The sequence below is a fragment of the Xanthomonas sp. SHU 199 genome (genome assembly GCF_000364665.1).
GTDB lineage: Bacteria > Pseudomonadota > Gammaproteobacteria > Xanthomonadales > Xanthomonadaceae > Xanthomonas_A > Xanthomonas_A sontii.
Genome location: NZ_AQOI01000425.1, coordinates 1 through 5,704 on the forward strand (window position 1 = coordinate 1; position 5,704 = coordinate 5,704).

Annotated in this window: 7 protein-coding genes; 6 read left to right on the plus strand and 1 reads right to left on the minus strand. The window is 70.2% G+C overall.

Annotation, left to right across the window (positions count from 1 at the left end):
- A partial coding sequence (gene dapA / locus D183_RS0113845) for a 4-hydroxy-tetrahydrodipicolinate synthase (RefSeq protein WP_017909526.1) occupies positions 1-781 on the minus strand: 781 nt, incomplete at its 3' end.
- Positions 782-947: 166 nt separating this feature from the next.
- Here dapA and D183_RS0113850 point away from each other — a divergent pair.
- The 6 genes from D183_RS0113850 to thiD all read left to right on the plus strand — a co-directional run bounded on the left by D183_RS0113850 (position 948) and on the right by thiD (position 5,652).
- On the plus strand, positions 948-1,523 hold the full coding sequence (locus D183_RS0113850; RefSeq protein WP_087943489.1) for a glycine cleavage system protein R: 576 nt from the start codon (positions 948-950) through the stop codon (positions 1,521-1,523).
- 65 nt (positions 1,524-1,588) lie between these two features.
- Positions 1,589-2,068 (plus strand): peroxiredoxin, encoded by a 480-nt coding sequence (locus D183_RS0113855; protein ID WP_017909528.1) that lies wholly within the window; start codon positions 1,589-1,591, stop codon positions 2,066-2,068.
- A gap of 82 nt (positions 2,069-2,150) precedes the next feature.
- On the plus strand, positions 2,151-3,551 hold the full coding sequence (locus tag D183_RS0113860) for a PhoH family protein (protein WP_026144466.1): 1,401 nt from the start codon (positions 2,151-2,153) through the stop codon (positions 3,549-3,551).
- 29 nt (positions 3,552-3,580) lie between these two features.
- Positions 3,581-4,042, plus strand: coding sequence for a hypothetical protein (locus D183_RS0113865; protein ID WP_051067627.1), 462 nt, complete (start codon positions 3,581-3,583; stop codon positions 4,040-4,042).
- A gap of 84 nt (positions 4,043-4,126) precedes the next feature.
- Positions 4,127-4,795 (plus strand): YoaK family protein, encoded by a 669-nt coding sequence (locus D183_RS0113870; RefSeq protein WP_017909531.1) that lies wholly within the window; start codon positions 4,127-4,129, stop codon positions 4,793-4,795.
- Between the two features lie 47 nt (positions 4,796-4,842).
- Positions 4,843-5,652, plus strand: a complete 810-nt coding sequence (thiD, locus tag D183_RS0113875; RefSeq protein ID WP_017909532.1) for a bifunctional hydroxymethylpyrimidine kinase/phosphomethylpyrimidine kinase — start codon at positions 4,843-4,845, stop codon at positions 5,650-5,652.
- The last annotated feature ends 52 nt before the right edge of the window (positions 5,653-5,704 follow it).

A 5,704-nucleotide genomic window follows, 5' to 3' on the forward strand; every position in this document is an offset into this window, starting at 1 on the left:
CGGCGCGCTGCAGCAGCGCCTTGACCGGAATCGGGTTGGATTCGATGCCGCAGAACGCATGGAACGGCTGCAACCGCGCGTCCCAGGCCTGCGCCGGCTCGGCCTGGCGCGCGCGCGCCAGGTCGCACAGCCGCCGGTAGGCGCGCGGCAAGGCATTGGAGGCGACCGAGATCAGTCCGTCGAAGCCGGCCAGCATCGCCTGCGCAGCGCTGCCGTCGTCGCCGCTGAACACCGCGAAGTGGTCGCTGCGCAGGGCCGCCAGCGCGGCGATACGCTGCGGGTCGCTCACGGCTTCCTTGATGCCGACGATGTTCGGATGCTGCGCCAGGTGCGCCACGGTCTCCGGCAGCAGGTCGCAGCCGGTGCGGCCGGGCACGTTGTACAGCACCACCGGCAGGCCGCCCTGCTCGGCGACCTGGGTGTAGTGCGCGATCAAGCCGGCCTGGGTCGGACGCACGTACGGCGGCGTCACCACCAGCGCGTACTGCGCGCCACCGGCGGCGGCGCGCTGGGTCAGCGCCACGGTCTTGGCGGTGCCGGACAGGCCGGTCCCGGCCAGCACCGGTACGCGCCCGCCGATCGTCTGCACCGCCTCGCGCAGGATCCGGTCGTACTCCTCGTCCAGCAGCGTGGCCGCCTCGCCGGTCGATCCCGCCACCACCAGCCCCTGCACGCCGCCGTCGAGCTGGCGTTTGAGCAGCCGCTGCCAGGCGTCGAGGTCGAGGTCGCCATTGCCCTGGAAAGGCGTGGCCAGGGCGGTGATGATGCCGGAGAGGGACAAGATGCCGGGTGCTCGCTGGGAGAAGAGGGCCGCGCAGGCTGCGCGGACGGGTCGGCCCCGCACGCGGGGCAGGGTCGCCCCGCATGTTACTTGCGGCCCGAAAGCGCGGGCAAGTATGCTGCACACCATGCCGGGCGACCGCCCGGATGCCGTTCAGCCTTACGCAATGCCGGAAGCCCCTTTGACCGACACCACGCCCCGGCCCGCGCCGACCGAAAACCACCTCCTGATCAACGCCTACACGACGCATCCGGAGTCGCCCTTGTTGCCGGTGACGCGTCGCATCGCCGACAGCGGCTGCAATCTCGTCGATGCGCGCCTGGCCACGGTCGGCCGCGACGTGTCGGTGACCGCGCTGGCGACCGGCTCGTGGGATTCGGTGGCCAAGCTCGAAGCCATGCTCACCCGCCTCGACCGCGAGGAAGGCATGAAGCTGGTGTGGTACCGCACCGGCGCCAAGCAGGCGCAGTCCAACCTGCTGCCGTACATCGTCGAAGTCATCGCCGCCGACAAACCCGGCATCCTGTTCCAGCTGGCCGACTTCTTCGACCGCCAGGGCATCACCATCGAGAACCTGCAGAGCACGCGCTACCGCGCCATGCAGACCGGCGCGGAGATGTTCTCGGCGCAGGTGACGATCGGGGTGCCGGCGAACATGCACATCGCTGCGCTGCGCGACGACTTCCTCGAGTTCTGCGACCACCTCAACCTGGACGCGATCATGGATCCGATGAAGTTCTGAGTGCACCGCGCTGGACACCGACGCAATCGAACGCAGATGATGGCGATGCACGCGGAGGACACCCCATGAAGGACGGCGACACCCTGGACCGCAGCACGCTGGCCTTGCCGCTGGCGCTGTCCGGCGGCGCCAGCGCCACGCTCGGCGATTACGCCGGCCGCTGGCTGGTGCTGTATTTCTACCCGAAGGACAGCACGCCCGGCTGCACCACCGAGGGCATCGAGTTCAACGCACTGCTGCCGCAGTTCGAACAGGCCGGCGCCACCGTGCTCGGCGTGTCGCGCGACTCGGTGAAGTCGCACGACAACTTCTGCGCCAAGCAGGGCTTCCGCTTCGCCCTGGTCAGCGATGCCGACGAGGCGCTGTGCCGCGCCTTCGACGTGATCAAGGAAAAGAACATGTACGGCCGCCAGGTGCTGGGCATCGAGCGCAGCACCTTCCTGCTCTCGCCGACCGGCCAGCTGGTCCGCAGCTGGCGCAAGGTCAAGGTTCCCGGCCACGCCCAGGCCGTGCTCGACGCGCTGCAGGCCGCCGCCCAGCAGTGATCACCGCCGTTTCCCGCACCCCGCATCGCCCTGCCCCGCAGGCAGCGATGGCGCGTCCCTGCTCCTCTTTCAGGAATCCATGATGACCCGAGGCAAGCGCATCTACGTGCTGGATACCAACGTGCTGATGCACGATCCGACCGCGCTGTTCAAGTTCGAGGAACACGACGTATTCCTGCCGATGCAGGTGATCGAGGAACTGGACAATGCCAAGAAGGGCATGTCCGAAGTCAGCCGCAACGCACGCCAGGTCAGCCGTTTCCTCAACGAGCTGATCGAGGGCGCCGGCGCCGAGCAGATCGAATCCGGCATTCCGCTCAGCCATCCGCAGGGCATCCAGCTCAAGAGCACCGGCGCCATCGGCCGGCTGTACTTCCAGGTGCGCCCGGTCGAGCCGGGGCGCAGCTTCGGCAGCGTGGCCCCGGACAACAAGATCCTGGCCGCGGTGCTGGCGCTACGCGAGGAGCAGCCGGAAATCCCGGTGATCCTGGTGTCCAAGGACATCAACCTGCGGATCAAGGCGGCGATCAGCGGCCTGGTCGCCGAGGATTACGAGAACGACCGCGCGCTCGACGATTTCAGCCTGCTCTACACCGGCGCGATCGAACTGCCGGAGGATTTCTGGCAGAAGCACAACCAGGACCTGCGCAGCTGGAGCGACAAGGGCCGCACCTGCTACGAGATCGCCCTGGCCGCCGACGAGGACTGGTATCCGAACCAGTACCTGTACCTGCCGGGCGAGGACGAAGTGGAACTGCGCGTGGTCAAGGTCAACGCCGAGCGCAAGGCGACGCTGGCGCTGGTCGACGACTTCCGCAGCGGCCAGCACGCGGTGTGGGGCATCGCCGCGCGCAACCGCGAGCAGAACTTCGCGCTCAACGCGCTGATGGACCCGGAAATCGACTTCGTCACCCTGCTCGGCACCGCCGGCACCGGCAAGACCCTGCTGGCGCTGGCCGCGGGCCTGGCGCAGACCATGGACCAGCAGCGCTACCGCGAGATCATCATGACCCGCGCCACGGTCAGCGTCGGCGAGGACATCGGCTTCCTGCCCGGCACCGAGGAAGAGAAGATGACGCCGTGGATGGGCGCGCTCACCGACAATCTGGAAGTGCTCACCCACACCCAGGAAGGCGGCACCTGGGGCCGCCAGGCCACCAACGACCTGCTTGCCAGCCGCATCAAGATCCGCTCGATGAACTTCATGCGCGGGCGCACCTTCCTGTCGCGCTACCTGATTCTGGACGAGGCGCAGAACCTGACCCCGAAGCAGATGAAGACGCTGATCACCCGTGCCGGCCCCGGCACCAAGATCGTGTGCCTGGGCAACGTCGAGCAGATCGACACGCCGTACCTGACCGAGACCACCTCCGGCCTGACCTACGCGGTGGACCGCTTCAAGGCCTGGCCGCACAGCGCGCACATCACCCTGCGCCGCGGCGAGCGCTCGCGCCTGGCCGACTACGCCTCGGAGGTCCTGTGAACGCGGCGAACGGCGTGCGCCTGGCAGGCATGGCGCTGGCCATGGCCCTGCTCGGCGCGTGCGCCACCGCGCGCGGGCCGGCCATGGTGCCGACCGCGGTCAAGGCCGGGCAGTCGTGGATCGTCACCCGCAACAGCACCGCGACGCAGGTGCTGGACACCTGCTCGCGCGACAGCCCGGCGCGCCAGGACGGCGCGGTCACCGGCTACTGGATTCCGACCCCGGAACAGATCGCGCAACTGGAAGCGCATCTGGCGCAACTGCAGCCGCAGATCGCCGACCCCAGCGCGTCCGATCGCCAGTACGTCGGCATCCTGTACCGCGGCAAGCAGGCGATCTATGTCAACGCCTTCGCGCCGGACGACAGCAGCGAACGCGACCCCACGGTCGACGCGGTCAAGGCCTGCGGCGGCGGCAACCGTTTCTGGGGCGCGGTCTACGACCCGGCGAGCGCCCGCTTCTCCGAGATCGCGGTCAACGGCGCACGTTGAGATGGCTGCGGTCAGGCGCCACTGGCGGCGTGCTGGGGCGGCCGCGCACCGCGGTCGCCGCGCCGCGGCCGCATCGCGCGCGGCATGAACCTGGAACTGCCCCGCTGGGCCTGGGCCTTCGCGGGCGCGCTGGCCGCGGTCGCCGGCATGGTCAACGTGGTCGGCTATCTCGGCTTCGAACATCAGGCGGTCACCCACCTCACCGGCACCACTACCCTGCTCGGCGCGGCGCTGGCCGATGGCGACGCCCGCGCGATCGCGCAACTGGTCGGCGTGGTCCTGGCCTTCCTCGGCGGATCGATGCTCGGCGGCTTCATCGTGCAGGACAGCCGCCTGCGCCTGGGCCGTCGCTACGGCGTGGCGCTGGCGCTGGAAGCGCTGCTGCTGCTGGCGGCGATGCAGGCGTTCAAGCAGCAGCAACTCGCCGGCGCCGTGCTCGCCGCGATCGCCTGCGGCCTGCAGAACGCCACCACCACCATCTACAGCGGCGCGGTGGTGCGCACCACCCACCTCACCGGCATGTTCACCGACCTCGGCATCGGCCTGGGCCAGGCGCTGCGCGGCCTGCCGCTGCCGCGCCGGCGCATCCGCCTGAGCCTGCTGATCATCGGCGGTTTTTTGTGCGGCGGCGTGCTCGGCGCCTGGGCCTACCGGCAGGTCGGCTTCGACGCCCTGCTCGGCCCCGCCCTGCTGACCGGCACGGTCGGCACGCTGTACGCGCTGCAGGCGCACTACCGCAGCCGCGAGCGCTGAAGGCACGGCCGAGTGCATAACCCGCGCCGGCCCTGCACAATCGGCGCATGAGCGAACCCACCGTCGTCTCCGCACTGAGCATCGCCGGCACCGATTCCGGCGGCGGCGCCGGCATCCAGGCCGACCTCAAGACCTTCGCCGCGCACCGCGTGCACGGGCTGGCGGCGGCCGCCGCGCTGACCGCGCAGCACACCCGCGGCGTCACCGCGGTGCACGTGCCGCCGCTGTCGTTCCTGCGCGCGCAGATCGATGCCTGCTTCGCCGACTTCGACATCGGCGCGGTCAAGCTCGGCATGCTCGCCAACGCCGAGGTGATCCACCTGGTCGCCGATGCGCTGGAAGAATATCGCCCACCGTGGGTGGTGCTGGACCCGGTGATGGTGGCCACCAGCGGCGCCAAGCTGCTGCAGGACGATGCCCTGGACGCGCTGCGCAAGCGCCTGCTGCCGCTGGCGACGCTGGTGACGCCGAACGTGCCGGAAGCGCAGTTGCTGCTCGGCCGCCCGATCGACACCGCCGACGACGCCGAGCACGCCACCGCCGCGCTGCTGGAGGCGGGCGCGCAGGCGGTGCTGCTCAAGGGCGGCCACCTGCAGGAAGGCCAGCGGGTGATCGACCGCTACGACGACGGCGTCAGCCGCAGCGAGTTCAGCCATGCGCGTCTGCCGCTGGACGCGCACGGCACCGGCTGCACCCTGGCCGCGGCTGTCGCCGCACAGCTGTGCCAGGGCCTGGCCTTGCCGGCCGCCTGCGAAGCGGCGATCGACTATGTGGCGCGCGCCCTGCGCGGCAGTTACCGGCCCGGCCGCAGCGACGTGACGGTGCTGGACCACTTCGGCGCGGCGCGCGGCCCATGAGCGCAGCGCCCATCGCCGCGACGGCGATCGCCGAGCACGCCCTGCCCGTCGC

What these genes read in the sequence shown, in the direction of transcription:
- D183_RS0113850 (WP_087943489.1), top strand. Translation starts at nt 948, where the DNA reads ATGCCGGAAGCCCCTTTGACCGACACCACGCCCCGGCCCGCGCCGACC.
- D183_RS0113855 (WP_017909528.1), top strand. Translation starts at nt 1,589, where the DNA reads ATGAAGGACGGCGACACCCTGGACCGCAGCACGCTGGCCTTGCCGCTG.
- D183_RS0113860 (WP_026144466.1), top strand. Translation starts at nt 2,151, where the DNA reads ATGACCCGAGGCAAGCGCATCTACGTGCTGGATACCAACGTGCTGATG.
- D183_RS0113865 (WP_051067627.1), top strand. Translation starts at nt 3,581, where the DNA reads ATGGCGCTGGCCATGGCCCTGCTCGGCGCGTGCGCCACCGCGCGCGGG.
- D183_RS0113870 (WP_017909531.1), top strand. Translation starts at nt 4,127, where the DNA reads ATGAACCTGGAACTGCCCCGCTGGGCCTGGGCCTTCGCGGGCGCGCTG.
- thiD (WP_017909532.1), top strand. Translation starts at nt 4,843, where the DNA reads ATGAGCGAACCCACCGTCGTCTCCGCACTGAGCATCGCCGGCACCGAT.